The sequence below is a fragment of the Streptomyces sp. NPDC085927 genome, from assembly GCF_044540975.1.
Lineage (GTDB): Bacteria > Actinomycetota > Actinomycetes > Streptomycetales > Streptomycetaceae > Streptomyces > Streptomyces hirsutus.
The window spans coordinates 1-23,864 of sequence record NZ_JBITSN010000023.1; the positions used below are offsets into that span (position 1 = coordinate 1).

Annotated in this window: 31 protein-coding genes and 3 pseudogenes; 6 read left to right on the forward strand and 28 right to left on the reverse strand. The window is 69.3% G+C overall.

The features are described from left to right. Positions 1–906 precede the first annotated feature (906 nt). The 3 genes and pseudogenes from ACIF80_RS34640 to ACIF80_RS34650 form a co-directional block, all read left to right on the forward strand. Complete coding sequence (locus ACIF80_RS34640; RefSeq protein ID WP_399812223.1) at positions 907–1,506, forward strand: hypothetical protein; 600 nt, start codon at positions 907–909, stop codon at positions 1,504–1,506. 76 nt (positions 1,507–1,582) lie between these two features. Continuing rightward, the gene (locus tag ACIF80_RS34645) at positions 1,583–1,846 is read left to right on the forward strand and encodes a hypothetical protein (protein WP_399812226.1); all 264 of its coding nucleotides are present in this window, start codon (positions 1,583–1,585) and stop codon (positions 1,844–1,846) included. Positions 1,847–1,883: 37 nt separating this feature from the next. Then, a pseudogene (locus ACIF80_RS34650) lies at positions 1,884–2,045 on the forward strand (DEAD/DEAH box helicase family protein); the annotation flags it as partial. Positions 2,046–2,248: 203 nt separating this feature from the next. On the opposite strand, the pseudogene tpg reads toward ACIF80_RS34650, so the two are convergent. From tpg to ACIF80_RS34690, 8 genes and pseudogenes are all read right to left on the reverse strand, one after another. Beyond that, a pseudogene (gene tpg / locus ACIF80_RS34655) lies at positions 2,249–2,539 on the reverse strand (telomere-protecting terminal protein Tpg); the annotation flags it as partial. 37 nt (positions 2,540–2,576) lie between these two features. Continuing rightward, the gene (locus ACIF80_RS34660; RefSeq protein ID WP_399812228.1) at positions 2,577–3,434 is read right to left on the reverse strand and encodes a hypothetical protein; all 858 of its coding nucleotides are present in this window, start codon (positions 3,432–3,434) and stop codon (positions 2,577–2,579) included. A gap of 368 nt (positions 3,435–3,802) precedes the next feature. After that, positions 3,803–4,036 carry a winged helix-turn-helix domain-containing protein gene (locus ACIF80_RS34665; RefSeq protein ID WP_399812230.1) on the reverse strand — a complete coding sequence of 78 codons (234 nt, stop codon included), beginning with the start codon at positions 4,034–4,036 and terminating at the stop codon, positions 3,803–3,805. Then, positions 3,997–4,464: a hypothetical protein gene (locus ACIF80_RS34670; RefSeq protein WP_399812233.1), complete on the reverse strand. Its 468-nt coding sequence runs from the start codon at positions 4,462–4,464 to the stop codon at positions 3,997–3,999. The genes ACIF80_RS34665 and ACIF80_RS34670 overlap by 40 nt, the downstream gene beginning before the upstream one ends. Positions 4,465–4,493: 29 nt before the next feature. After that, complete coding sequence (locus ACIF80_RS34675) at positions 4,494–5,429, reverse strand: helix-turn-helix domain-containing protein (protein ID WP_399812236.1); 936 nt, start codon at positions 5,427–5,429, stop codon at positions 4,494–4,496. Positions 5,430–6,386: 957 nt separating this feature from the next. Next, the gene (locus ACIF80_RS34680; protein WP_399812238.1) at positions 6,387–6,527 is read right to left on the reverse strand and encodes a hypothetical protein; all 141 of its coding nucleotides are present in this window, start codon (positions 6,525–6,527) and stop codon (positions 6,387–6,389) included. 71 nt (positions 6,528–6,598) lie between these two features. Continuing rightward, the gene (locus ACIF80_RS34685; RefSeq protein ID WP_399812241.1) at positions 6,599–7,132 is read right to left on the reverse strand and encodes an AAA family ATPase; all 534 of its coding nucleotides are present in this window, start codon (positions 7,130–7,132) and stop codon (positions 6,599–6,601) included. Positions 7,133–7,226: 94 nt separating this feature from the next. Next, on the reverse strand, positions 7,227–7,886 hold the full coding sequence (locus ACIF80_RS34690) for an HNH endonuclease family protein (protein ID WP_399812243.1): 660 nt from the start codon (positions 7,884–7,886) through the stop codon (positions 7,227–7,229). Positions 7,887–8,174: 288 nt separating this feature from the next. On the opposite strand from ACIF80_RS34690, the gene ACIF80_RS34695 reads away from it, so the two are divergent. Next, a complete protein-coding gene (locus ACIF80_RS34695) occupies positions 8,175–8,384 on the forward strand; it encodes a DUF6207 family protein (RefSeq protein WP_399812246.1) in 210 nt (69 codons plus the stop codon). A 245-nt stretch (positions 8,385–8,629) separates the two neighbouring features. Here the strand turns inward: ACIF80_RS34695 and ACIF80_RS34700 are convergent, their stop codons facing one another. The 5 genes from ACIF80_RS34700 to mobF form a co-directional block, all read right to left on the reverse strand. Next, the gene (locus tag ACIF80_RS34700; protein WP_399812248.1) at positions 8,630–9,685 is read right to left on the reverse strand and encodes a replication-relaxation family protein; all 1,056 of its coding nucleotides are present in this window, start codon (positions 9,683–9,685) and stop codon (positions 8,630–8,632) included. A 235-nt stretch (positions 9,686–9,920) separates the two neighbouring features. Beyond that, a complete protein-coding gene (locus ACIF80_RS34705) occupies positions 9,921–10,532 on the reverse strand; it encodes a GNAT family N-acetyltransferase (protein WP_399812250.1) in 612 nt (203 codons plus the stop codon). A gap of 220 nt (positions 10,533–10,752) precedes the next feature. Beyond that, entirely contained in the window at positions 10,753–11,277 is a 525-nt protein-coding gene (locus ACIF80_RS34710) for a hypothetical protein (RefSeq protein ID WP_399812252.1), read from the reverse strand. Positions 11,278–11,312: 35 nt separating this feature from the next. Beyond that, positions 11,313–11,660: a hypothetical protein gene (locus ACIF80_RS34715; RefSeq protein ID WP_399812254.1), complete on the reverse strand. Its 348-nt coding sequence runs from the start codon at positions 11,658–11,660 to the stop codon at positions 11,313–11,315. Beyond that, positions 11,657–13,462, reverse strand: coding sequence for a MobF family relaxase (mobF, locus tag ACIF80_RS34720; RefSeq protein ID WP_399812257.1), 1,806 nt, complete (start codon positions 13,460–13,462; stop codon positions 11,657–11,659). The genes ACIF80_RS34715 and mobF overlap by 4 nt, the downstream gene beginning before the upstream one ends. A 158-nt stretch (positions 13,463–13,620) precedes the next feature. On the opposite strand from mobF, the gene ACIF80_RS34725 reads away from it, so the two are divergent. Next, entirely contained in the window at positions 13,621–13,815 is a 195-nt protein-coding gene (locus tag ACIF80_RS34725; RefSeq protein ID WP_399812259.1) for a hypothetical protein, read from the forward strand. A 303-nt stretch (positions 13,816–14,118) separates the two neighbouring features. On the opposite strand, the gene ACIF80_RS34730 is transcribed toward ACIF80_RS34725, so the two are convergent. The 15 genes and pseudogenes from ACIF80_RS34730 to ACIF80_RS34800 form a co-directional block, all read right to left on the reverse strand. Beyond that, the gene (locus ACIF80_RS34730; RefSeq protein ID WP_399812261.1) at positions 14,119–15,192 is read right to left on the reverse strand and encodes a ParB/RepB/Spo0J family partition protein; all 1,074 of its coding nucleotides are present in this window, start codon (positions 15,190–15,192) and stop codon (positions 14,119–14,121) included. Between the two features lie 446 nt (positions 15,193–15,638). Then, positions 15,639–15,725 (reverse strand): annotated as a pseudogene (locus ACIF80_RS34735) (ParA family protein); the annotation flags it as partial. 618 nt (positions 15,726–16,343) lie between these two features. After that, positions 16,344–16,709 (reverse strand): hypothetical protein, encoded by a 366-nt coding sequence (locus ACIF80_RS34740; RefSeq protein WP_399812263.1) that lies wholly within the window; start codon positions 16,707–16,709, stop codon positions 16,344–16,346. Next, on the reverse strand, positions 16,706–17,395 hold the full coding sequence (locus ACIF80_RS34745; protein ID WP_399812266.1) for a hypothetical protein: 690 nt from the start codon (positions 17,393–17,395) through the stop codon (positions 16,706–16,708). Before ACIF80_RS34745 ends, ACIF80_RS34740 begins: the two co-directional genes overlap by 4 nt. Further along, positions 17,392–18,171, reverse strand: a complete 780-nt coding sequence (locus tag ACIF80_RS34750) for an HIT family protein (RefSeq protein ID WP_399812268.1) — start codon at positions 18,169–18,171, stop codon at positions 17,392–17,394. The genes ACIF80_RS34745 and ACIF80_RS34750 overlap by 4 nt, the downstream gene beginning before the upstream one ends. A gap of 85 nt (positions 18,172–18,256) precedes the next feature. Then, positions 18,257–18,439 carry a hypothetical protein gene (locus ACIF80_RS34755; protein WP_399812271.1) on the reverse strand — a complete coding sequence of 61 codons (183 nt, stop codon included), beginning with the start codon at positions 18,437–18,439 and terminating at the stop codon, positions 18,257–18,259. Next, a complete protein-coding gene (locus tag ACIF80_RS34760; protein WP_399812274.1) occupies positions 18,436–18,918 on the reverse strand; it encodes a hypothetical protein in 483 nt (160 codons plus the stop codon). The genes ACIF80_RS34755 and ACIF80_RS34760 overlap by 4 nt, the downstream gene beginning before the upstream one ends. After that, entirely contained in the window at positions 18,915–19,124 is a 210-nt protein-coding gene (locus ACIF80_RS34765) for a hypothetical protein (protein WP_399812276.1), read from the reverse strand. Before ACIF80_RS34765 ends, ACIF80_RS34760 begins: the two co-directional genes overlap by 4 nt. Positions 19,125–19,143: 19 nt before the next feature. Beyond that, positions 19,144–19,434 carry a hypothetical protein gene (locus tag ACIF80_RS34770; RefSeq protein ID WP_399812278.1) on the reverse strand — a complete coding sequence of 97 codons (291 nt, stop codon included), beginning with the start codon at positions 19,432–19,434 and terminating at the stop codon, positions 19,144–19,146. Next, positions 19,431–19,871 (reverse strand): hypothetical protein, encoded by a 441-nt coding sequence (locus tag ACIF80_RS34775; protein ID WP_399812281.1) that lies wholly within the window; start codon positions 19,869–19,871, stop codon positions 19,431–19,433. Before ACIF80_RS34775 ends, ACIF80_RS34770 begins: the two co-directional genes overlap by 4 nt. Beyond that, positions 19,868–20,545: a GGDEF domain-containing protein gene (locus ACIF80_RS34780; RefSeq protein ID WP_399812283.1), complete on the reverse strand. Its 678-nt coding sequence runs from the start codon at positions 20,543–20,545 to the stop codon at positions 19,868–19,870. Before ACIF80_RS34780 ends, ACIF80_RS34775 begins: the two co-directional genes overlap by 4 nt. 89 nt (positions 20,546–20,634) lie before the next feature. Next, positions 20,635–20,937: a hypothetical protein gene (locus ACIF80_RS34785; protein WP_399812286.1), complete on the reverse strand. Its 303-nt coding sequence runs from the start codon at positions 20,935–20,937 to the stop codon at positions 20,635–20,637. A 97-nt stretch (positions 20,938–21,034) separates the two neighbouring features. Then, on the reverse strand, positions 21,035–21,997 hold the full coding sequence (locus ACIF80_RS34790; RefSeq protein ID WP_399812288.1) for an AAA family ATPase: 963 nt from the start codon (positions 21,995–21,997) through the stop codon (positions 21,035–21,037). 89 nt (positions 21,998–22,086) lie between these two features. Continuing rightward, complete coding sequence (locus tag ACIF80_RS34795) at positions 22,087–22,254, reverse strand: pRL2-8 (RefSeq protein WP_399812290.1); 168 nt, start codon at positions 22,252–22,254, stop codon at positions 22,087–22,089. After that, on the reverse strand, positions 22,254–22,598 hold the full coding sequence (locus ACIF80_RS34800) for a hypothetical protein (RefSeq protein WP_399812293.1): 345 nt from the start codon (positions 22,596–22,598) through the stop codon (positions 22,254–22,256). Before ACIF80_RS34800 ends, ACIF80_RS34795 begins: the two co-directional genes overlap by 1 nt. Before the next feature lie 543 nt (positions 22,599–23,141). Between ACIF80_RS34800 and ACIF80_RS34805 the strand changes: the two genes are divergently transcribed. Then, positions 23,142–23,828, forward strand: a complete 687-nt coding sequence (locus tag ACIF80_RS34805) for a hypothetical protein (RefSeq protein WP_399812295.1) — start codon at positions 23,142–23,144, stop codon at positions 23,826–23,828. Positions 23,829–23,864 lie beyond the last annotated feature (36 nt).

Below are 23,864 nucleotides of genomic sequence, written 5' to 3' on the forward strand. Positions count from 1 at the left end.
CCCGCGGAGCGGGTACCACATCGCTGCGCGATGTGCAAGCGAACACCACCGCTGCGCGGTGGTGTTGCGCTCCCGCTCCGCGGGAGCGCTGGCGGGTGGCTGCGCCACCCGCACAACCTCGCTGCTGCGCAGCGAGGTTGACGCTCCGTCCGCTGCGCTCCCGGAGCGGAGGGACTGCGTCCCGCTACCGGGCTTCCGCTGCGCTGCAGCCCGGGTCGGCGGGTCCGCTGCGCTCCCCCGCCCAACGGTCCTTCCGTCTGCGCCTCCAGGACCGTTGGGGCCCGCTTCGCGGGCTGGGCTGGCTGCGAGAATGGGGGGTTGCTCGTTGGTGTCGGGTGCTGGTGTAGTGGGTGCATCAGATTGATGCACATGTAATGTTGGCGGAAACATGGGGCACCTCCCAACCGCCCGGGAACCTTCCCGGAATTCCGAGAGGAACGACCGCAGATGACCGGTCACCACGAATCTACCGGACCCGATCCCGCGCTGAGCAGCGATTCCCTGCGCCGGGTGACGCAGTACCAGACTGCAGGCGTGAAGGCCCGGTTGAAGGTGTTCGCGCTCCTGGATGCGCAGGGCGTACCCGCGAGCGAGGTAGACGCCCTGGTGGCCGCACTGGAGGCCAGGGCGGCCACCAGGGTGCAGTGCGAGGTGGTCAAGCTGGGCGGCTTGGCGCCGGCCTCTCGGGGCAAGGTCTTCGCGGACGGGTGGGACGACGGCGTGACGGCCGTGAGCGAGGCCCTGGTGGGCGTCGCGGACCGAGACTGGTCACGGCACGGCGGGTCTTGTCCTTCGCCCAATGGAAGTGGCCCCGCGGTACGCGGCGGGCCCCTGAGGGATGACAGGTGCAGGTGGCGCCGGGTGACCGCATATGTATCGGGAGACATCGTGATGCCCCCTACGCACATGCGACGTGTGCGCGCCGGTACTACTCGGCTCCGCCAAGGAGGCGCTCTTGCGCTTCTCCTCGCCGCCTTCGCCGCGGTCAGCGCCTGCACGACCAGCGAGCCGGCATCGCAGAAGCCGACGACGCCTCCCTCTTCGTCGTCCCCGGCCTCGCCGACCGCTACCAAGGAGACCCCGGAGGCGGCCGCGAAGAAGGAGGCCATCGCGGCGTACCAGTCCTACTGGAGAGAACTTCCGAAGGCGTACGCGGTGCCTGCGATCGAAGGCACGGAGCTCAAGCGCTATGCCGCTGCCGAGGCGCTCAACAAGGCCGAGGAGACGGTGGCCAACCTGAAGTCGAACGGCCGGCTCATGACCGGCAAGCCGGTTCTCAGCAACCCCACCGTGACCAGCGCGGAACTGACGAAGAATACCCCCAATGCCTCGGTCTCCGCCTGCCTAGACGTCTCCAAGTGGAAGATCACCGACAAGGAGACCGGCAAGCTGGCCCCGGTGGCCTCCAACGCGGTGAGCAAGTACGTCATCACCAGCCTGCTGGAACGCTGGGACGGTTCGTGGAAGGTCCTCAAGTACGAGCTGCACGCGGACCAGCCGTGCTAGCCCTCGCGTACACCCTCATTGCCACCGCGCTCACAACTAGCTTCCTGGCCGGCCGGCCGGGGTCGCTGAACTGGCCGTGCCCATCGCGCACGTGAGGCAGGGCGAGCGAGCCGACCTGGTACGCCGGGTGCTGGAGGCGTTGGGTGAGGCAGGCCGTCTGTGCACGGCCCGGACGGTGAACGGCGACGGGGACTATGTCGTCTGCACGCTCGATGCCGGGCCCTGCAACCCGGACGACAAGCCGACCTTCAAGGACGGGGAGCCCGGCGGCTGGCACAAGGCGGATAAGTCGATCTGGGACGACTTGGGTGCGGCCTGCATTCCGCACGCGGCCATCTGAAAGACCACGGGAATTCAGACATCGGGGAGGCATAGAAATGTCAGCGATTCAGCTCAAGGAACACCAGGTAGATCAGCGCTCCGCGTTTCGTAGGTGGGTGGGATTTCCTGCAAGATCATCTGTGCCCCCGCAGGGTGTCCGGGGCACGATCGTGTCCGCGACCGGGTCGGGCAAGACGATCACCGCGGCCGCGTGCGCTCCGGGGGCCGCGGCACCCGCGTACCCGCCGCCGCACCGCGCTCCTTCGCCGAGGCGACCGCCCACAGGCGTCGGCGGCCCGGGCGTCGAACAGGCGGGCGGCGTAGGGGGCGGGTAGGTGTTGGAGGGCGTCGTCGGTGGTGCCGGGGCGGCGGTGAAGCCGAACCGGGCCCTCGTCTCAACCGTGATGCCGCCGGTGGTGGCGGCCCGGGTGCGGGCCTGTCGGTGCACACGGGGTTGCCAGTGTTTGCGTGCTTCGGCCTCCAGCCGTGCGGCCACCGCTTTGGTGGGGTGTTTGCGCTGGTCGGTCAGGTAGCGCTGCACGGTGCGCTGCGAGGCCCCCAAGCGCTGCGCGACGGCCCGGGTGGAGCCCTTTTCCTGCTTGCGCAGGAACCGCATCCGGGTGGCGGACTGCGGGATCGGGCAGCTGAACGCGTGCTGGTCGCCCGGTGCGCGGAGGTGTCGTTGACCAAGGAACGGCCCCGGTCGCGCCATCGAAAGGCGCGGCCGGGGCCGTTCGCGCAGCAGGGCTTCAGCCCTTGCTGAGGCGCACCGCCGCGGTCTCGCTCACCCGGACGGTCGTGCCGTAGTTGGGGTCCGTCGCCGAGGCCTGGGCCATGACTTCGACGTCACCCTTTTGGAACGGGGTGGTTCCGGTCGGGTCCGCCGTCGCCGTCCATGCGGCCGGAGTGCCTGGCGCGCAGTCCACCGATGTGGAGTACGACCCCTTGATGAGGACCCGCTTTGCGACCTGCGTGACGGTGCCCGACACGTTCACCCGGACCGGCTCGCTGCAGCTCACCGTGCCGTGCACGGTGGCCTTGCCGTTCAGTGTGCTGGCGGTGCCGTCGAGCGCAAGGCTCAGACCGAGGTCGAGCTCTGCGGGCGGTGCCGGGTTGTCGATGTGGACCTCGCCGCGCAGGGCGGCAGTGCCTCCCTCGCAGTGCTGCTCGAACGTGGCGTCGAGCGTCTGCACGTAGCCGTTGGGTCCGAACACCACGTCGGAGACGGCGAAAGAGCCGGTGAGAGTGTTGCAACCGCGACCGTTGCCACTGAGGTCGAGTCCGGGCTCGGCGGCCTCGTTGAACGGGTAGCGGGTGGCGCCGGTGTACTCGCCCGGTACCAATGCCTGACCGGACGGGGCCGCGAGGTCGAGGTACCACCAGTCGCCGTTCGCCCCGTCGACCGAAAGCGAGATGACCCTGTTGTCGGTGCTGCTCGAGACGTCGAGCCTGTCCTGCGACGCGGTGGAGTAGGAGTAGGACTGTCCACCGCTGATGTAGTCGCCGGCGTCGCCGCTGAAGCTGAGCGATCCCGATTCGGCGGGCTGGGCATGGGCGGCGGGGCTCGCGAGGAGCCCGGTGGTGCCGGCGGCCAGCGTCAGAGCCATCGTGAATACGACAGCGACGCGGCCGAGAACGCGTCTGGGCGCGTTGAATGTCATAGGCGTCTTCCCCCCCCTAGGGATGAATGATGCGGTGCCGGCGGAAGGTCTCTTCCTGGGCCCCGGCGAGTGTGGCAAGCGCCGAGGCGGAAGACAACTTATATGTCTCCAACGGCAGTTGAGGTGATGGGCTACCTGGCACCCGGTAACCAACCCGTTCCCCTTCTCACCAGGGCTCGCAGTCTTTCGTGTTGGTGCGGCGGTGGCGCGAGGCCGGCGGGGACCCGGTCGAGAGCGCTGCGATCTCTCACCTTCGTGTCGGTACGCCACCTGCGCGTATACCGCCCGGCGACACTACTGACACCCCTGCTCTCTCATCTCACGACAGTGGCAACACCCGCGGCAAGGCCGATTCCCAGTTCGCTGACCAGCACGTCCGGACAACACCACGGGAACCCACCACCGACACGCCATCCACTGACACCAAACCAAGAGATCGCAGCCCGGTGCACCGGCACCCGCACCGTCCAGCCCATCTGGTGCAAGATCCGCGAAGTCTGCGCGACGCTCAGCGAGACGTGGAAACGCCGGGCCAGGACCGTGGCCACCCGAGCCAGCGTCCAACGCGGGTGCGGTTCTGGGGTCGGCCGGTTGGCGAATGTGGCGGGCGGCGGGCGGCGGCCAGAAGCGCGGTGACCCGAGCAGGGTCGGTGCCGGTGATGGTGGCGATTCGGTCGATGCCCAGGCGGAGGTCGTCGTGGAGGAGTGCGGTGTCCTCGGCCGGGGTGGGGGTGCGGCCGGCGCGGCGGGCGACGGCTCGGGTGTGCTCTTTCCAGGCCCAGGCGGAGGGGCATTGCTTGGTCATGATCCAGGTCCAGTTGCTGGCGATGAGGTCGAAGAGCTGGGTGACGCTGAGCTGGGCTTCCTCTCGGGGGAGGCGTGCGGCGGCGTAGGCGAGGTAGGCCGGTCGGTGCAGGTCGTAGAAGGCGTAGAAGGCGGTTGTGAGCACGGACGCGGTGGGCGGTGTGGGCTTCATGGTCCTTCCCCTGGCGATGGGCGGGCAGATCAGCTGAAGGTGGCGGTGGGGCCGTTTTCGGCGGCCGCCTGGGCGCGGCGCCACAGGGGTCGGGTGATGTGGGGCAGGCTCTGCAGGACGACGGTGAGCCGGTCGATTACCGGCCAGTCGGGGACGCCGGGGCCGTACAGCGCGCGGTCGAGGTCATCGGCGCTGATGGTGTGCTGGGCGGCGGCGAGAATGACCTCAGGGTCCGGTGAGGCGAGCGCATAGCTCAGGCCCTGCAGATAGGTGCGCAGGTACTGGACCGGGTCGTCGGCGTTCGAGGGCTGGACGTCGGCGGCTGCTTCCCATAGCGGCTTCATCAGCTTGGGGTCGACCCCGCACACCTCACAGATGATCCTGACGTGCCTCCAGGAAAGATCACGTTGGCCGGAGAGCATGCGCGAGACGTAGGACTCGTGGACGCCCATCTGTTCGGCGAGTTCCCGCTGGCGGCGGCCGGAGCCGTTGCGCATCAGGGTGAGGGCGGAGGCCAGGCGCTGGCCGGGGCGGCGCAGGATCGGCGTGCCGGCGTCGGCTGCGGCGCTCTGGGTGGGGCTGACCGGTTTGGGTCGGCGGCGGGTGGCCAGGGCGCGGTCGACGGAGGGCGGGTCGTACTTCTTGCGCAGCCGGTCCTCGGTGCGCCTCACGATCGGCGCGAGGTCTGCGAGCGGCTCGCCCTGTGCTCGCTGGCGGACGACGACGGCCCCGATCGCCTCGTCCACCAGGTCCCGGAGGGTGACGAGACGCTGAAGGAGTTCGGTGTTCGGTGCGGCTGCGCTGTACGCGCTGAGCAGCAGGGCCTCGGAGACCATGGTGCAGTCCTCGGCGATGTCGCGGAGGGCCTCGGTGCAGCGGGTGGCGCGGGCGGGGTGGGCCGATGGTACGGAGCGGGCGGGCCGCGGGGTGCCGTCAGCCGTCTGGACGCTGGAACGAGTGGACACGAAGACCTCTTTCGGGGTGCTGGGCGGGTATCTGTACCGGCCGTCCGGTCACAGACGGCCGGACGGTGCTGGTGCCGGTGGGACGCGAGCGTCGGCTCGCGCCCCACCGGTAATCAGGTCAGCGGCGGTAAATCCGCTGGTGGACCAGCACAGACCCGTGAGCAGTCGTCACAAAGAGGGCAACGATGGGCAGTACATGCGGCGGCAGAGTGTCCGGGATCACCAGCAGGGGAAGGCAGATCGCGGCAATGGGCAGGCTCCCGCGGAGCATGACAGCCTTGACATGCCACACCGGGGTTTGGGCCGGGCGCGGCGACGGGATGATACGTTCGCGGCCCGGTTTCCACGCAAGTGCATTTATGCCTGCGGGAAGGCGAGTTCGGCGTCGGCGCAGTGGCATCAGGGGTCTCCCTTTGTTCGGGCTGGCGTTGAGAGCGACAGGACCCCGGCGCACGGGCTACCAACCATCAGTGCCGGGGTCTTTGCCGTCCCGGCAGAAGATGCCGGGAGCAGGACGCTACTACCTTGCGCAGCGGCCCGGTGCCAGAAAGTAGCGTCATGGGTACAGGTGCCTGCCGCCACAGGGACGGTCACACCCAGAAAGCCCCGCACACAAACGGTGACAACCGATCAAAAATGGTCGACCAAACAGGGCATGCCGGGTGAATCCACGAAGCTGAGTACGCCCGCGTGGACTTTCCCATCCCTCCGTACGCCCGCTACGCGCCCCCACTCGCCCTCCGAAGATCCACAAACGTGTCAACAAAACCAGCTGAGCCCGTGCATACGGAGGCCGGTCAGGACCCCTCGGCGGCTCGCTCTGCAGCTTCAGCGTCGGTCAAGGCGAGGACCTGACCGAGGTGGCCGGGCGCGCCAACCACTTCCCTGGAAGACCCCTTTACGGGGCTTCTGCGGACAGTACCGACGCAATTCCGCGGCCCCGCAGCAACGGACGGGTCAGGTGATCTTGCGAGCGGACAACGGGCTGGAGCCGGGGGCGGCCCGGATGCCGGGAACGTTGTCGGCGCGGAGCCTGGCGGCCACCGCGCCGGCGCCGATCTCACCGGCCCCGTACCGGCTGATGCCGGCCGCCGCCATCCGCGCGGCCGTCAGGACGCTCCCGGCCGGGAGACCCGCGAACGCCTCGCGTGTGCGGCGGGCGTGGCCGGTCAGCGGTCCCGTGCGGGCAGGTGGGCCAGACCGGTGTCGGACATGATGCGCTCGACGGTCTCCTCCAGGGCGCTGTCGGCACCGATGACGGTCTCGAGTCCGTCGGGCAGCAGATCGCGCGGCCGGTACCAGTCGCGCAGTCGTGTCTCGTTGACGTCATCGGCGATCGGTTTGGTGGCATGCCGGGCGAGGGTTTCATCGAACGGCACGTCCAGGTAGTAGCCGCGGGTGGGGCCGCGGTGCTCGGCGCGCAGCGCCGTGAGCATGTCGCCGTAGCGGTCGGCGTACAGGATGCCTTCGACCACAACGCGATAGCCGGCGTTCAGGGCGTAGCGGGCGGTCAGGTCGATCAGGCCGATGTTCGCCGCTCCCGGCCGGTCGCGTTCGCGAAGCACGGTGCGGCGGAGGTTGTCCTGGCCGATCAGGGCCAGGCCGCGGCCGAACCGCTGGCGCAGGCCGGCCGCGACGGACGACTTTCCCGAGGCGCTGTTGCCGCGCAGCACGATGAGCCGGGTTTCTTCGGTGCCCACCATCACGGCGGCCACGCTACCGGCGGCCGGTGACACCAGTCTGGGGTGTTCTGAAGACGACGCTCCTCACGGTTGTCGGGTGGGAGGAGACCGTCAGTTATGCGACGGGCTCGTAGGTCACGGTCTGCTCCGGGCAGCCGGCCGCCGTCTCACGCAGGGCTGCCACCTCGGTCTCGTCGGCCGCAAGGCTCCAGCGGAGCTTGGTGGCGACCCACTCGGCGACGTACCGGCAGTGCACCTCGGCAGCAGGCGGCAGCCACTGGGCGGGGTCCTGATCCGATTTGGAACGGTTCGAGCGGGCGGTGACGGCGACCAGACTGGCTTCGGCACCCTGGTCATTGGCGTACATCTCGCGGCGCTGCGCCGTCCACGCCGACGCCCCGCTGTCCCAACTCTCCGCCAGAGGCACCATATGGTCGATGTCCAGACCGGAAGCCGACGTCACCCACACCTGGTCGTAGTACGACCACCAGCGCCCGCCCGACAGCCGGCAGCCGGGCCCCACCGTGGGCGACTCGACGGCCTCAGCGAGCAGAACCTCCCCGCGGGTGTTGCAGCCGTCGGACGGATCCTCCCCGGTGTTCCAGTGGCGGAAGGCATCCCGGTTATAGCCGTCACGGGACTCGATATCCACCGGCAGACGGGTGACGGCCTCGGCCAGCGGCAGCGTCTCCGCCGCGTGGGCGGGCGCGGGGATGGTCAGGGGCAGGACGGCGAGGGAGGCGGCGGCCAGGCCGCGCAGCACAGAGGTGAGCATGAACCGTTGATAACGGCCCCCGAAGGGCACTAACAGGCGTTCCTCGAGTGCGCCGCCCGGATGGACGCAATGGTCGTACCGGGAACCGGGCTGCACGGCCTTCCCGCAGCACCTCCCACTCGAGCACGTCCGTGCGCCCCGCCTACCCAAAGAGGAGCGGGCTGATCAGACTCCGTACGGCCCGGCGTCCAGGCCGCAGGAAGTCAGCACGCACGCCCCGCCATACCCGGTCGGGTGACACTGCCCGCAAGGGAGAACTCCGGCGGGCGCCGGAGCGTCGTGCCGGGTATGAGACCGATCAACAACGCCCATGTGGCAGAGCCGGGACTTGCGGTGGTGGAGATCGCGGCCGCCGATGACCAGACCGCATTCGCCATCCAGGAACTCCTCGCCACACGGTGCGCGGTCGCCGCGGCGGACCGCACGACCCATGAGCCGGGCGAGGCGGGTGTACGACTGCGCTGCTACCTGGACCTGCGCCAGCAACCCGACACGTGACCGGCGAAGACGTGTTCGCTTTCCTCGTGCAACAGGGCGTGCCACGGGCGCCCGGCAGATCCTGGCTGGCGGTCTCTCGGCTACGCCTCATACTGCCCGGGTAGGGCCTTCCGTGGACTGTGGCCACCGGGTGGGCCGCTGCGTCCCGCGCGGTGGCATGAGAACTTCGGTGCCCGTTCCGCCCACCGGACTGGACACCGGGCAGACCCCTTCGGCCAGGGTCGTGCCTGGCGTCGTACGCGGCGTCAGCGGCCGGCGGGCTCGGGATAGCGCCGACGGCGCCGGTCCGGATCGTCGACGCCGATCTCATACCAGGGCTCGCCCCGCTTCAGCCGGGGCAGGGTATTCACCCACACCGCGATGGCGATGCCGTGCACGTCGGCGGTGAGCGCTTGGCGGCGGTTGTCGAGCAGGTGTTCCTCTTTGCCTGCCAGGACGACGTGCAGCCGCGGGAAGGTCTTCGAGCGGGTGTAGCGGTGGCGCTGCCAGAACGGGAACGTGCCGCCGATCGTGCCGCGGGCGCCTTCCCAGACGCGGTGTCCGGCGTAGCGCTCGTAGTCCCAGACCTCCTTGGCAAGGCGGGCCTGGGACATGGTGCCGTTGTCGAGCTCGAAGAGGCGCACCTCGCTGGTCTTGGTCGGCCATGCGAGGACAGCGTCGGTATTGAAACTGAGGCCGGTCTCCTTGATGGTGTGGTTGACCTCCACCTGCCAGTCGGTCAGGTGCTGGCGGCCGCCGTAGGCGAGGATCATGTCCGTCACCGCGACGCCATGCGAGCCGAACCCGGCCAGGACGGCCTTCGCTCCGGTGCCGGCCTTCGGGCGGGGAGGCAGCTCGTTGCCGTCGGCCAGAGCCTTCTGCCCTGCCGGGGTCAGGTTCCAGAGCGGGTGCCGTCCGTCCTTGCCGTTCGTCTCCGCCAGCCCAAGCTCCGCCAGCTTCTTCATTGCCCTGCGCACGTACGACCGGCCGTCGGCATCCTCCTTCGTGATCACCTGGGCCATCTGCCGGACGGTGGCTATCCGCACGCACCCCAGCATCCGCAGCGCATCGACCCGCACCTTGGTCGCGGGGATGGGCTTCTTCCCCTTCGCTGCCGTCTCAGGGCAAGGGAGAGAGGTGTCGGCATGCAGGGAGACCCCTTGTTGGGTGGTGTGAGCTGCGGTGATGGGCACGACGTTGGAATCGTTCGCGGCACCGTTCACGGCACTGGATTCCTGGCCCCCCGGAGGCCGCTCGGCACCCCTTGTCCAGGTCGGGCGCGGCTCCGGTTCGGGCTGTCGGACGCTGCTGGTGTACGTCATGGCAAGGCTCCTCACGCAGGTGACGCGGGACTCCGGACGGAATCCCGCCGTCACCTGGTAGAGGTGTGGCGAAAGTCGACGGTGTGACGCTTCACTGAGTGCCGTTACCGAGCCGTGATCGTCAGGCAGATGCGGGTGTCCTCTGACGCCGAACCTGGACCGATTGCCACTCAACTTGGATCAGCGCCTGATTGCCCCAAAACAGCGCATGGCAGACGACGGACCATGGTCTGCGCTAGTCGAAGATGCCGGTGACCACACTGATGCCAGGGACGATGGAGAGCGACTGACGAACTTGTGGAGACAGGGGGATCCAGGCTGTGCGAGTGGGCTCCTCGTTGATGAGAACGGGGTCTTGGCCAATCTGAATGGCCAAGCCAGCACCAACGGCGCCCACATGCCAGCCCCAGTGCTGGTAGAGGGAGACGAGATCATCCCGGCCGGGCGCGATATTGGCTATGGCGATCCGAAATGCCCTCTTCTGATACCACTCGATGAACGTCTCGGCGAGCCGTCGCCCCAGGCCCTCCCCACGATGGTTCGCACGTACCGCAAGCACGTCAAGAAGAGCCATGCGGCGAGTGATCATCTCGCCTGAAACGCTCAGGCCATCCAGTCCCATGGCCACAGCGGCTCCGGCCGCGACGGCGATCACTTCACCATCTGATACAGCTACCAGTCCCATGGCGAACTGGTTCTCGATAGTCGGGACGTCCAAGTGATCGCTCAGCTTCTCCGCGGGGAACGGCTCAGCAGCTTCCTTGCACAGTTCCATGACGGATGGAACGTCGTCGCGAATCATCCGGCGCACCATCACAGAAGACGTCTGCTCACGGTCCTGGTTCATCAGGCCCCCCATGGCGCGTCGGCAAATCTGGGAGGGAACGGCAGCCGCTGCGTGGTCATCCCCCCAGTCTCCCAGCGGCACGCCCCGGACGGCAGCGGCTTTCCCCTCGGCCGTCGCGCAGCGTGCCGGGACGGAGATTTCTTCCCACCGGAATGGGCGGAATGTCGCAGGTAGCGGAACTGGACAAGGGGCAACGCAGGCGCCGGCCAGGCGAGTCCGCTCACCGTCGGTGCGTGGACTCTATCCATAGGCATCTGCTCTGAAGATCACTTATGAGGCCGCTGCGATCGGCGCGGCGCCTCGTACGTGAGGAGCCATCATGCCCACCACCAACATGCCGCTCGCCCCGATGACCCCGGACGCGGCCATCAGCGCGTTCAGCTACCTCCGGGCCGTGCAGGCCGACGACGTCGACGCCGCCCGCGAGTTCGCCAGCGGCGAGCCGCGGATGCCCGAGCTGCTCGTCGACGTCGTCGAACGGATCGTCGTCCCCGTCACCGCGCTGCCCGGCCCGGAAGCGGGCGAGCCGTGCGCGGACACCTTCGCTCTGGAGACCCTCGGGCGCGTCTTCGTGACCTCGCTGCGGACCTGGGCGCAGGCCGGGCCGGACACGGCGGAAGGCATCGCCCGCTCCGTCATCGACTTCGCCTTGCAGTTCCTCACCGAGGACCACGAGGACGTCGCCGACACTCTGCGCCAGCTGGAGTCCACCCGATGTCGTGCATCGCCGCTGGATGCGGAACATCGTGGGCTCCACTCGGTGGACGATGCCCGGCATCGTCACCACAGCCAGGCGGTGGAGTGCCGCACCCGGGACAGGGCGCGGGCATCGCGGCGCGCGGCCGCGTTGCCGATCCGGTTCTGCCGGGACCGGGGCCGGCGCGACTGCGCGGCGGCGAGGCGGCGCTTCCCGGCGTCCTGGAGTCGCCGCCGCTGCTTGCGCAGCTCCTGCTTCTTCGCCGCCTTCGACTTCGGCTTCCGGGGGCGCTTCCAGATCGGCTGCCACCCCAGGGGATCATCGGACTCGGGCTCCTGGTCCTCATCGAGCGCGGCGGATATGTCCTTGGCGGCTGCGCGGGCGCGGGCGAGGGCGTCATCAAGGCTGGGTTGTTCTTCCGGGGTGCTCACTCAACTCCTCCTGTGGTCCGGCCCGGCGTGTGCTGGATGCCGGGCTGCTGGGTGTGCGGCGGCGGGGCCGTCGCCGGGGCGGGCTGCGGTCGGGGGCCGTGAGCGACGGCGCGCTCCCGGATGCCGTCCTGGAGCTTGGCGGCGACGGCCTCAAGGGTCCGGCGGGTCTGCTCCGCCGTGTCGACGCCGGTCTCCTGCTCCAGGACGCGGACGGCCTCCCGGTCGGAGTGGAACGGCCGCGGGCGCGACCTCGAGGCGGCGGGCACCGCGACGGCGCGCGGCCGGGTGCGGGAGCTCAGGCGCTCCGCACGCCGCGTTGCATGGACCCGGGCGGCCAGGGCGCCAGCGGCGAGGCGGGCCCGCTCGTACGGGGGCGCGGACCGCTTCCGGGTCAGCGGGCGCAGCACGGCCTGGTCCTCGGTGTCGCGCGGGTACAGGGCGCGCAGGTCGGCGGTCATCATCCGTCGGCTGGCCGGGCGGGTGTAGTCGTCGACGGCTGTCTGCACGATCTGTTCGTCCAGGCCCGCCTGGTGGGGTCGGCCGCGCAGGACGTAGGAGAGGTAGCGGCGGGCTTCGGCGAGCAGGTGGTGACGCTTGAACGCGCCGCGCATCACGTACACCACGGCGACGACATCGACGGCCGCCAGCGCTATGTCGACCACCGGCCGCACCCGCGCCCACATCGCCGCGGCCGCCGCCCGCGCCCGCTCCGCCAGCCGGTCGACGACGTCGGCTCCGTAGGCCCGGAGCGCTGAGTCGCGCCATCGCTTGCGCAGCTCGGTCAGCGACAGCATCTCCGTGCGCTTGGGTGGGCGCGTCTGGTCGGCGGCCTGGCAGGCCAGCGCGTAGGTGGCCCGCTCCCCCGGCGGGTGCCCGTGCTGTTCTTCGTACTTGGCGGTGAGGACGGGCAGTGCGTCCTCGATCTGCTGGCGGCGGGTCGACTGCCAGCCGATGAGCCGCTGGTCGATGCCCGCGATCTCCATGACGGGCCTGCGGCCGGGCATCACCTCGCGCGGCTCCCACGCCCACCCGAGCCGGGCAGACACCTCCTCCATGAAGTACAGGGTGTAGAGGGTGTCGGCCGCGACGATGTGGGCCATCATCGAGTCCGCCGACAGGTTGCCCCACGTTCCCTTGTCGTCCGGCCGCCGGGCGCGGATCGACACCACCGCATGATCGTGCAGCAGCGGCTTTCCGGCTCTCGACTCGTAGTGCCGGAAGACCGCGACGATCAGCCCGTCCTTGATCCGGGCGCGGTGCTTGCCGCCGCCTTTCCAGCGGATCTCCGCGACCGACTCCCCCAGCCACGCCAGCGTCTTGGCTTGGGCGATGTCCTGGCACAGCTCCAGCACCCGGCGGTGCTCGTCGTCCATCAGAGCCCACGCGAGGTGTGCCGTCGGCGGGGGCCGGAACGTCAGGTCGAAGCCCAGCCAGGGGGTGCGCTCCTTGGCCTTATCAGTCTTGGGTGAGCGGTTGTGCTCGATGGGCCTGCCCAGCACGGTCGCCCGCCTCGCCTGCGCCGGGCTCTTGCCCTGCGCCAGAAGCTCGCGCTCGATCCGGTCGGCGTCGGGGTGCCGGCCCTCTCCCAGGAGCAGCTCGGCCTGCCGCTCGGTCACCACGTCCCCGTCATTGAGACCGAGCGCGGCTAGGCCTCGGCCCTTCCACACGCCGGGCGGGACACCGGCTTCGTCCTGGGCGGCGCGCAGCGGCGTGCCCGCAGGGCGGTGGCCGTCGCCGACCATCACGCCGCGGAAGTAGTAGCGCCACCCGTTCCCCGGGCGAACCTTCGACATGCTGATCATCGACCTATGGAATCCCGGCGCTAACCTGCGGAAAAGTGCGATCTGGGGTCCTTCCCGCCGGGCGGGAGGCCATCACCAAGTTTTTACCGTGGAGCCCGCCAGGCGGGCCGCCGGTTCAGCCCGAGACGGTAGGCCGCTGGTGTGTGCATCTCCCGCACATGACTATCACCAGGTACGGACAGCCCTGTCCCCTCTGCCGCACACCGCTGCTCCTGGACATGCTCCAGGTGCGCTCCGCGCAGTCCAACTTCCCCACCGCTGAACGCGCCACCGGGCGCCGATGCCTTGGCTGCCAGACGGCCCGGCCCAAGCAGTGGACAGAGGTGATGCAGAGCCACTACGGCGACGTGTGATGGTGCCGTGCGAATACTGCACTCCACTCACACGAGCCTCGCCAGCTACTAAATGCACGCCAACCAACTCCCCCCGTCATCGGCCGCACACCAACGTCTGGAGGTTGTCCAGCAAGCTGATGCCCTGAAGTACCTGCCACTGACCGAGATCGTTCTTGCCTCCTGTCACGTCCAGCGGCAGACGGCCGGTGAAGTATCCCGGCCGGAACATTCCTGCCCTCTGAGGCGGAAGCTTCGAACGGCCACGAAATTATGGAAAGGCCCCGCCCTCGCTGTGGTGGCGAGGGCGGGGCCAGGGCCGCGTCAGACTGTCTGCGCTGCCTTCCTGGACCGTTGTTCGGCCAAAAGGTCAGCCAGCAGATCGAGCTGGTCTGGAGGCATCTTGCGGATCAGGAGTTGGGCCGCGAACTTGCCGTCGTGGTAAGGAAACATCACCGGTTGCCGTCCTGCTGACTCAGCCGTCTGGGCAGGAACAGCGGATGACTGCTGTGGTGACGCCGCTTCCCGATTGGTATCGGACTGTGCGGAGACCGGGGCGGGCGACAGGGCGGTCCGTTCGGCCGGTGCTGGCGGACCGTCCGTGGCGGGCTGTGTGTCCGGCGGTGGTGCCGAGGCCGGGACGTTGGGTGTGTATACCGCGGTATACGCCTCTGAGGGTTCACTTAGCTCCCGCGCAGGTGAACCCGGGGCGGGTTTGCTGGGGTGGGGCTGTTCTTGGTCTGCCTTCCACGCGGCGTACTGCTTGTCCGGCGGCATCGCAGCGTAGCGTCGCATGTCTCGGAACGCGGTCAGCTCTCCTTGGAGGACGAGCTGCACCATCTCGTCGGACAGGCGCAGCAGTCCGATCCGCTGGTTGAACCACGCCTTCGACTTGCCCATCGCGCGGGCGGCGGCGGCTTGGTTGCCGTCGTGGAGTTCGAGCATGGCACGTAGGCCGTCGGCTTCTTCGATGGGGTTGAAGTTGGCGCGCTGCACGTTCTCCGACAGGACTGCGGCGAGGAACCGGACGCGGGTCTCGGTGAGGTCATGCCGCAGCATCAGGTCGACGCTGTCGAGGCCGACTTGGCGGGCGGCGCGCCAGCGGCGTTCGCCGGCGGCCATGACGTACCGGCAGGTGTCGGGCAGCTGGTCTGCGTGCTCTGGGTACAGCTTGAGGTAGGCCGTCTTGTTCACGGCGACGCAGGGCTGGAGCTGCCCGTTGCGCATGTCCTCGCCGAGTTCGACGAGTTCGGTTTCGTCGAACGCTCGGCGTGGGTTGAGGGGGGTGGGGGCGACGAGGTTGGGGTGTACGTGGACAAGATCGGGGCGGCTGGCCCCAGGGACGGCCTCTACCTTGCCGCCGGCGAGGGAGGCGAGGGATACGCGCTTGCCTGCCATCAGCGGCGACCTCCGTAGCCGCGTTCCAGGGCGAGACGGAAGTAGTCCTCGCGTGCGCGGAGGGTGGTGCCGTTGTCGGCGTACTGGGTGACGACCTTGCCTTCGGACGCCGCACGGGTGTGGATCTTGTAGCGGCGGATGACGGTCTTCGCGCGGGGCCAGCCCATCGCGTCGATGTAGGCGATGGTGTCCTCAAGGTCGGCTTTGCCGTCGCGTGGGTCCCAGGCGTTGATGACGACGGTGTAGGGCAGGCCGCGCGGAACGATGACCCGTTCGATGGTGCGGGCGGTCGGGTCGAAGGCAAGCGGCTCGGGCGGCATGGGGACGAGGACGTCGTCGGCGACGTCGAGGGCGGCGGCGAGGATGTGCTCGTTCTCGAGGCTGCCGGGGGTGTCGATGAAGATGTGCTGCCGGTCGTCGCTCTGGCCGAGGACGTCGTGGGTGACGGCGGCAAGGTTGACGGCAGTGGTGGTCTTGCCGACGCCGCCCTTCTGGTTGGCGATGACGTGGATCTGCGCGCCAAGGTTCTTCAGGGCGGCGAGGCTGTCAGGGTCTTCGTGGGCGGCGGCGAAGTCGAAGGGAAGGTTGTCGCCGACGCGGTCGGCCCACCAGATCGTGGACCCTTGCGGGTCGGTGGACACGACGAGGACAGAGGAGGGCATGGTGCTCCGTTTCCGTGTGCTTCCCAGAGCGGGCTCTGGTACTCGGACGGGCCATAGCTTCTCAGATTGGGTGGGCGGGAGGTGGGATTGGGGTGGTTTCGGGTGGGGGCGCAGCCCTGGGTGTATACCGCGGTATACACCTGTGTCTGAGTAGGGAGACGCACCCTGCCAAGGTTTGAGCGCGGCTCGCTCACTCACGGCACGTCTCATCAGATGCCCTTGAACGCAGAAAGGCCCGCACTTCCTCGCGGCGTTTCGCAAGGAAGTACGGGCCTTGGGTCCCCAGAGTCAGGCAGCCCAGGCGGTGGGCGTGCCGTCGTTGGGGTTGGGGATGTTGGCGGCGGCTGTCGGTGCGGGCGGGTGTCACATGGCAGTGATCGGGACGGTGCCGGGCTCCGTGGTTGGCGACCAGTTCATGCGCCAGGTGTTGTCCCACTCGCAGGCGCATCCGTGATCCGAGTGTGGACAACAGCAGCGGTCACTGACCGACTATGCACAAGCCTTGGGGCGCCGTAAGAAGAAGCCGTGGATGTGGACGGCGCGCGGGAGGCGGGGGATGAGCTCCGACGGGTCGTCGTCGGGGTAGAGGTGGAGGTTGCGCCAGCCGTGGACGCGGGTCATGTACGCGGCGGCCTCGATGATGTCGGCCCACCGCTGATGCCCGAGGACGACGAAGCCGATCGGGAAGAGGTGATCCTCGGTCGGGTCGTCGATTCCGGTGACGTACAGGCCGCGATGGACGATGAAGCCGTTCTCCACCGCGTCCTCGCCCGGAGTCCAGAGCTGTTCGGCGGGGTGCATGGTGCCGTCGTCGCCCTCGCTGGTCTCGATCCCGTACAGGGCCGGGGCGGTCATGCACTCACCCCCGCGACAGCGGCGTCCAGGAGCGCCACGGCGTCGCCTTCGTACGGGTCGGCGAACAGCTGGTGGTCGCTCACGCCGAACGGCGCGTACCGCACGGAGACGCGGTGTCCGGGCACAAGGGTGGTCTCCCGCCCGTCCAGCGCGACGGTGAGCCGGTCGTAGTCCTGCTGGGCGTGCCGAGTCTGGGTGTACGGACCGACGCGCAGCAGGGTGAAACCGTCGAGGCTGTTGCCGCGCTTGCGGGCCTCGATGTAGAGGGCGTAGTGCGCGGGGGCCATGCCGACGTCGTCGGGCAGGGGCAGGCCGGCGGTGGCGTGGGTGAGCATCGCGTAGCCGGGCTGCCAGAAGCCGAGGATCGCGGTGGTCTTGCAGCGCAGCCAGCCGCGCTCGGTGTAGCCGAGCTGGCGGCCGTGGAGGTAGGCGCCGGCGTGCGGGGTGTCGGAGTGGACCAGGGTGACGGCGATCATCTCGGGGCCGTGGTCGTCGCCGGGCCGGGTGTGTGCGCGTTCCACGAACGGGCCGACACGCACGGCAATGTCCCGGGCGCTGCCGGGCGTCCAGGGCTCGGGGTTGCGCAGGGTGGTGAGCATCGCGCGGAACTGGTCGACGACGGCCTGGTCCTCAGGGGAGAGGGCGCCGGGGGCGTGTCCGCAGCGGCGGAAGAAGGGCCGCTTCATAGGGCGGGCTCCTGTTCGCGGGTGGGGTGGGTCCAGGGCAGGGCGAGGCCGTCGCCTGCGGTGCGGGGCACGAGGTGGCTGTGCAGGTGGAACACGGTCTGGGTGGCGTCCGGGCCGCAGGAGGTGAGGTAGTTCCACTGGCCGCCGATCTGTGCGGCGAGTTCGGCGGCGCGCATCTGCACGGTGGCGGAGACGACGGGGTCGGTCGTGAAGTCGGCGACGTGGCCGCGGGGCAGGACCAGGAGGTGGCCGTCGGTGCAGCCGCCGCTGCGGGGCACGATCGCGAGGGCGTCGCTCCACTCGTGGACGATCGTGGCCGGGGCGCCGTCGTGGATGATCCGGCAGAACGGGCAGTCGGGGCGCGGGGGCTTGCGGGGGACCGGCGGCCGGTTGATGTGGTGGTGGGTGACCTGCACCTGGGCGCCGGCTTCCCGCATCCGGCGGCCGATGGCGTCGGCGATTGCTGGTGCGCGGTGGCGTCCGTACCAGCAGTTCACCAGGAGCTGGACGGGACGGCCGTGCGCGGCGGCGCGCAGCGCGGTGAGTTCGTGGACGGCGTCGTTGATGATGCGGGCCGAGCCGGGGGTGTTCAGGACGTAGTCGCGTACGCCTGCGTCCTGTCCGGTTTGGCGGGCGACGATGTCGGCGAGGGCCGGGTCGTCGGGCGGGTTCAGCAGGGCGTTGGTGAGGTTGATGCCAAGGACGGCGGCGCGGTAGCGGGGCGGCGGCGGGTCCTGCCAGCGGGCACCGAAGGAGTCGATGAACACGTCGGGCACGAGCGTCTCCAGTCTCGAAGAGGTGGAGACGCCACCGAGCGCCGCCCGGCCAGAAGGGGCGGGCGGCGCTCGGTGGCGTCGGGTGCTACTTGGTGGTCTCGGTGATGACCAGGAACTGGTCGGTGGCCAGGTCCATCACGACCCGGGCGTCCGGGGTGCCCTGGGCTCGCTGGGCGGCGGCGTATTCGTCGGCGGGCCAGGAGCCGCGGGGGTGGCCGACGGGGAACCGTTCGAGGACGGTGCGCTGTGCGGGGAGGGCGGTCGTCATCGCGGGTCGCCTTCCTCGTAGGCGTCGATCAGGTCGCTGATCGCGTCGGGGTTGGTGGCCTCACCGACCCACCGGCCGGACACGGTAAAGACCGGGACCTGGTCGCGGTCGGCGTCGAAGACCGCCACGTAGGTGCCCCAGCGCTCCAGCACGAGGTCGTAGAGCACGGGGGCCGGGGCGGCCTCGAGGACCTCCAGGGCGTCGACGGTGAAGCGGGCCAGGACCTCGGGCTCCTCGGGCTGGACGAGGATGCCGGTGACGCGCAGCAGGTCGCCGGGCTGAATCTCGCGCAGGAGCACGTCGGCGATGCGCGGGTCGGCGGTGGTGCAGGCGTAAACGGTGTCGGGGGTGTCGGGCGCAATGGTGTCCGCGTCGGCGGGGGAGTGGATCAGGTCGAACGTCGCGGTGCCCCAGCCGAGGCTGGGGGCCGGGATCGCGTCGACGTAGCCGTCTATGGCGAGGTGCGTCTGGGGGTTCATCGGCTGGCCTCCGCCAGGGTGTTGGTGGGGCGAGGGGAGCGGGGTCGGGTCGGGCGCTTCTGCGCGAGCACCAGGAGCTCGCGGTTGCGCCGCTGTTGGGCGGGGGTGAGCGGCCGGGCCTTCGCACCGTCGTGGTGCCACAGCGGCGAGGCCGGCGGCTCCGGGTAGGCGAGGGCGTGGTCGACGTCGCGGTCGGTGCTGCTCATGGGGTCCTCCAGGTGGAGGTCAGGCGTGGTCGCCTTGGCCCTTGGACGTGGGCTTCGGCGTGAGGTCGGAGGCGAACCGCCCGAGGCGGGCCTCAACGGGGTTGGCGGTGATCCAGTCCTCCGCGCATGCCTTGTGCACGGGCTCGCCGGAGTGGGAGCGCATGGGCGTGGGCTGGCCGCACAGCGTGCAGGGGATGTCCTGCCAGCGGTCGAAGTGCTGGCCGTCGCGCCAGACGAGAAGCTCGCCGGGAGCCGGGATCAGGTTCGGCTCGAACGGCGGCTTCTCCTTCGTGCGTCCCCTGCGGGTCATGGCCGGAAGGCGGGCAGCTGCTGGAACACGCGCTCCAGCAGGTCCGGCGTCGGCTTCCAGGGCACGACCTGCCCGCGCGCGGGGACGGGCAGGGGGAGCTCCTGGACGTCGTCGAGCACCAGGTGCCAGGCGCCCGGGTGCGCCCACTCCGAGCAGGGCGGCGCACCGTCGGGGTCCTGATGACAGTCGGTGATCCGGGCGATGCCGACCACGGCGCCGGTGACCAGCTGGCGGTCGCGGATCGTGCGGCCGATCAGCGGACTCCGCAGGGTGGGCCGGTCGATAGTCTTGCTCGTGTGCAGCAGCACCCAGCCGGTCCGCCACCGGCCGGGACGGTTCTCCACCGTCTTGGCCCCGGCGAGGATGCAGGCCGCGTACGGCTGCCGGATGCTGATGCCGCGGATCCAGTCGCCCTCGGGCAGGGTCGCGGTGCTCATGCGGCCCGCCCCCACACGGCCGTGCCCGGCCTGCCCGCCCGGCGTCCGTTGATGGACGGGACCGTGGTGTGCGCGGCAGTGGCGAGGACCGCGCGGCCGGAGTGCTTGCCGTCGTACAGCGCGGTGTCGGCCGCCCTCTGCAGGCCGGTCAGGTCGCGGATGCCGAGGACGTCGGCGGCCGCGGCGCCGACCGAGGCGGCGACCTTGAGGGTGCGGCCGTCGTCCAGGGTGACCGGCGTGTGCAGCATCTGGACCAGCTGCGCGAGGCGCTGCTCGCGACGGCCGGCGGGCAGCTCCAGTACGACCGCGAACTCATCGCCTCCGAGGCGGCCCGCAGCGGCGCGCGGGCCCGCCCACGCGGTGATCCGGGCGCCGAAAGCGGCGAGCACGGCGTCCCCGCCCGGGTGTCCGGCCGTGTCGTTGATCTGCTTGAAGTGGTCGGCGTCGACCATGACCACGGTCACGCTGTCGCCGTGCCGGGCAAGGATCCGGCGGGCGCGGGCGGTGTAGGCGTCGCGGCGCAAGAGCCCGGTCAGCGGGTCCTTCTGCGTGGCGGCGAGCCGCTTGTGCAGCGCGACGGCGTGCACCGCCCAGCCGGTCAGCGGCACGGCGGCGGTCGTCAGAAGGAGGGTGCGCGAGCCGATTCGGCCGCGGTGGTGCAGGACGGAGTCCATACTGAGGATCTCCCTCTCGTCTCGTACGGGGTGGGTGGGCCCGGGGCAGGCGACGGTTTCCACGCCTGGACGCCTGTCCCGGGGCAGAGCTACAGCTCGAAGGGGCTGGAGTTGAGCCAGCTGTACGGGCTCCTCCAGGGGCCGGCCTTCGCGGCGGGCCAGTCGAGCTCCCAGCCGAGCCGGTATCCGCAGGCGCCCCAGCCGTCCGGGCGCCCGTGGGGAATCTCGAGTCCGGCCTCCGCCGCGGCGCGTGCCGCGTCGTAGACCTCGTGCGCGGCCTTGATGGCGGCGCTACGGCTGTCGGCCTGGCCGGTGAAGACGTGCACGCCTTCCAGGCCGGGGGTCTCGGTGCTCCGTATGGGGACGTTGACCTCGAAGTAGGGCAGGGTCATGACGTCCGTCTCCTCTCGTGATCGCGGCGGTTGAGGGACCACCGCGACCGCCCCGGCCCCGGCGGTGGGCCGGGGCCGGGGCAGCACGGAGGGTCCGTCAGCCTCGGATCGCTTCGAGGGCCTGTTCTTCGAGGTCGGCGCGGCCTTCGGGGTCGTCGTCCTGGTCGTCGCCGTTGTTGGGGCCGTGGACGGTGCAGACGATGTCCTCGTCGTCGTCCAGGTCGCCGTTGAGCGCGCGGAACAGGCAGGTGACGCTGTAGGCGGGCACCCAGGCGTAGCCGTCGCATTCGTCGTCGTGCGGGCACGGCACCAGCACGTCGAACCCGACGTCGCCCTCGCCGTCCACGTCGGTGCGCAGGGCGAGGGTGAGGTACTGCTGACCGAGGCGGATCTCCGCGACGCGGTCGCCGCCGGCGACGTTCGAGCCGGGCTTCCACTGCCACAGCGGCACGATCTCCTCGCCGAATATCCGGGCCACGAGGTTCAGGTCGCCGAGGCCGTCGCTGCCGTCCAGGCCGAGGTCGGCCTGCCGGGCCCCGCTCAGGCGCTCCAGGAACGGCAGCAGCCGGTAGAGGCTCTCGGAGTAGGCGACCTCGGTGAAGCCTTCCGCCTTGAGGCCGCGGCGCTGTGAGTCGACCATGTCCTTGCGCTGCCGGATGACCACTTCCTCCGGCACGCGGCGGTTGGCCGGCCGCGCGCTCTGCCGGCCCACGCACACCGTGCCGGGGGTGGCGACCAGGAGCGCGATGGGGAGCATGTTGTGCCGCTTGGCAGCGGCGACCAGCGGCTCCCTGGTGGCCTTGGTGACGTTGGTTGCGTCGATGACCGTGAACAGCCGCCGGCGCATCCTCGCTTCCAGGAGCAGGTGCAGGGCGGCGACCGCGTCGCCGGTGGCGTCCTGGTCGCCCGCGTCGTCGCTGACCGTCTCGCGCAGCGCGTCCAGAGACAGGACCTGCGAGGCGGGCCAGGTGTTCGCGATGGTGGTCTTCCCGGCCCCGGCAGGGCCGATGAGGACGACCAGGCCGTTCTTGGGCAACTGCGGGTAGTACGGCGCGGTCATACGGGCTCCTTGAGGGGTGAGGGTGCCGGGCAGCTCGGTGGAGGCGCTGCCCGGCTTGGTGGGTGAACAGGACGGCTTTGCGCGCGCCGTCAGCGGACGATCATGTGGTGGGGGTGGCCGTTCTTCATGTGGTCCACGCACTGCGGGCAGTCCTCGCGCGGCCCGAGCCCGGCGTGCGCCTCGCGGCTGACGTATGCGTGGAACCAGCACTGCCTGCACTGCCCCCGGGGCGGGTTCGTCGCCTTCGCGCTCGCCATCAGCTGGATCCTTGCGCGTGAAGGGCGCGGGCAGACCAGATCAGGCGCTGCCCGGCGTCGTCGGTGATCAGGGCGGCGGCCTCGTGCAGCGGGCAGGAGGCGTCTCCGTCGCGGTCGGGCTCGATCTGCTCGGCACGGCGCGCGGCGGTGAGCAGCTGCGCCACGGCCGCGAGTAAGCCGCCGGGCGGGTCGGTGTCCTCGATGAGCTCGTACAGGATCGCGACGAGCTCCGCTTGGTCGACGTCGTTGGCGCTGAGGTCGTCCTCGATCTGCTGGAGGGCCAGCGAGGCGATCCCGGCCGCGGCGCGGACGCGTTCGATGCGCGTACGGCGCGGGCCGGTCACCGGGTGGTGGCCTTGGCCATGGCGATGAGCGCGGCGACAGTCTCCCAGCCGTGGTTCCAGGAGTTGTCGAGGTGGAAGGCGCCTTCTCTGAACTAGCACCCACGAACGTTGGCCGTGTGTAAAGTTTTGTCAACTTGCGTCCACTGTTGCTCTTCCGGCCAGAGGAGCTGCTGAGAATTAATGCATGGACGACGATCTGGACCAGGGATCAGAAGGCTCCGCTAATCGAGAGCGAAAGAGTTACGGACTCATCAGCACGGCATTCATCGCCGTGTGCTCGGCTATCGCAGGTGGCATAGCGCAGGCAGTCATAGAGAAGCTCATGGGGACGTGAGCTGACACGACAAGCAAGGGGGATTAGTGCCCGGGAGACCTCGAAGAATCTCGATGCCGTCCGTATCTGAACTGCCACGCGGCCCTCATCGCACTCTTCTTGAAGCAGTGCATGTAATCTATCGCAATGCGGGATGCCCAGGAACGCGCAAGATTAGTTCGACTGCCGCAGATTTGGAATTCGTTCGAGACGCAATCTCTCATCAATCTGTGGCAAACATACTCAAAGGCAAGAGCTTCCCAGCCTGGCTGAGGCTTGAAGCAATGGCGGCGGCGCTACTGACCCTGGGTAGATCTGAATCTGTCAAGGCCGAACTCGAACGATTTCGCCCCCTGTGGGTGGCCGCACATTATGGCGAGAACGGCTCAGAGCCACCCCTGGTGGGGATCTTGGACGATGCTTTGAATCGCCCTTGGCCTGGGCATCAGTCCGATTCATCTCCGAAAGCTCCCACTCCTGCTCCACTTGTTGCTCCAGAGTCCGAATCCGCGACGAGCGTGCGGCCCCAGCCTCAGGAAGATCCAGCCGACGAGGCGACAGCGGGTCCGGATCCTGTAGAAGACGAGGACTCTACGTATCAGGGCGTCAGCGCAATGCTCCTGTTTTCCGCCTGGACGGGCCCTGAAATGTTTTCCGTCAAGAGCGTTTCCGGGAAGCTCGTCGTGTCACTAAACACTACGCACCCCATGGGGAAATCAATAGTGGAGGCCATGGAGCGCGATGAGGAGACATCACAAGTTCTCAGTTTGCTTCTGCTGTCCTGGGCGCGAATGGAGGACGAGATCCCATTCATGAAGCAAAGAAGCAGAGTCGAGGACATGAGGCGCGACTGGAGTCGATATGCAGGAAGTTTTATGGAGATGGCCAACCAGGCCAAGTGGGGCGAAGAGCCGTAGGAGTGCTTCCGCGAGGGTCATCGGGTGCTTCGGCTT